Origin of the sequence: Streptomyces sp. NPDC127092 (assembly GCF_042722475.1) — a bacterium.
GTDB lineage: Bacteria > Actinomycetota > Actinomycetes > Streptomycetales > Streptomycetaceae > Streptomyces.
This window is the reverse complement of the sequence record NZ_JBHXFE010000320.1, coordinates 1-388: the sequence shown is the minus strand read 5'-3', so window position 1 is coordinate 388 and position 388 is coordinate 1. Positions and strand designations below refer to the sequence as shown.

Annotated in this window: 1 pseudogene; it reads left to right on the top strand. The window is 67.0% G+C overall.

Annotated features, from left to right (window positions below):
• Positions 1-19: 19 nt before the first annotated feature.
• Positions 20-388, top strand: a pseudogene (locus ACFWJO_RS40055) (hypothetical protein); the annotation flags it as partial.

Here is a 388-nt window from a genome sequence, read left to right as displayed (position 1 = left end):
CGGCGGTCCGACGGGGGCGTTGTCGACCCCGCCGCCGCCGTCACTGCCAGAGCACTTTGCCGGAACAGATCAGACCGATCCCGAGTCGGTGATTGTCGCGGCCGCGGAGACGTTGTTCAGCTACGACCCGATCGCCGATACGAACCAGGCGGCGGCCGCGGAGCGGGCCAAGCCACTGCTCGACGAACAGTTCTACGACGAGAACACACTCTCGTTCTCGGTACTCGCGCCGATCTCAGGAAACCGCTGGCAACAATGGCGTGACGAGCAGGCCGTGGTGACGGCGACGGCACGGATCACCGGCGACGACCACCCGGCGGACGCACCTGCCCGCGTCTCCAGAGTGGTAGCGGTCGATGTGGTCGCAACCGCACCGACGGGCAGAGAA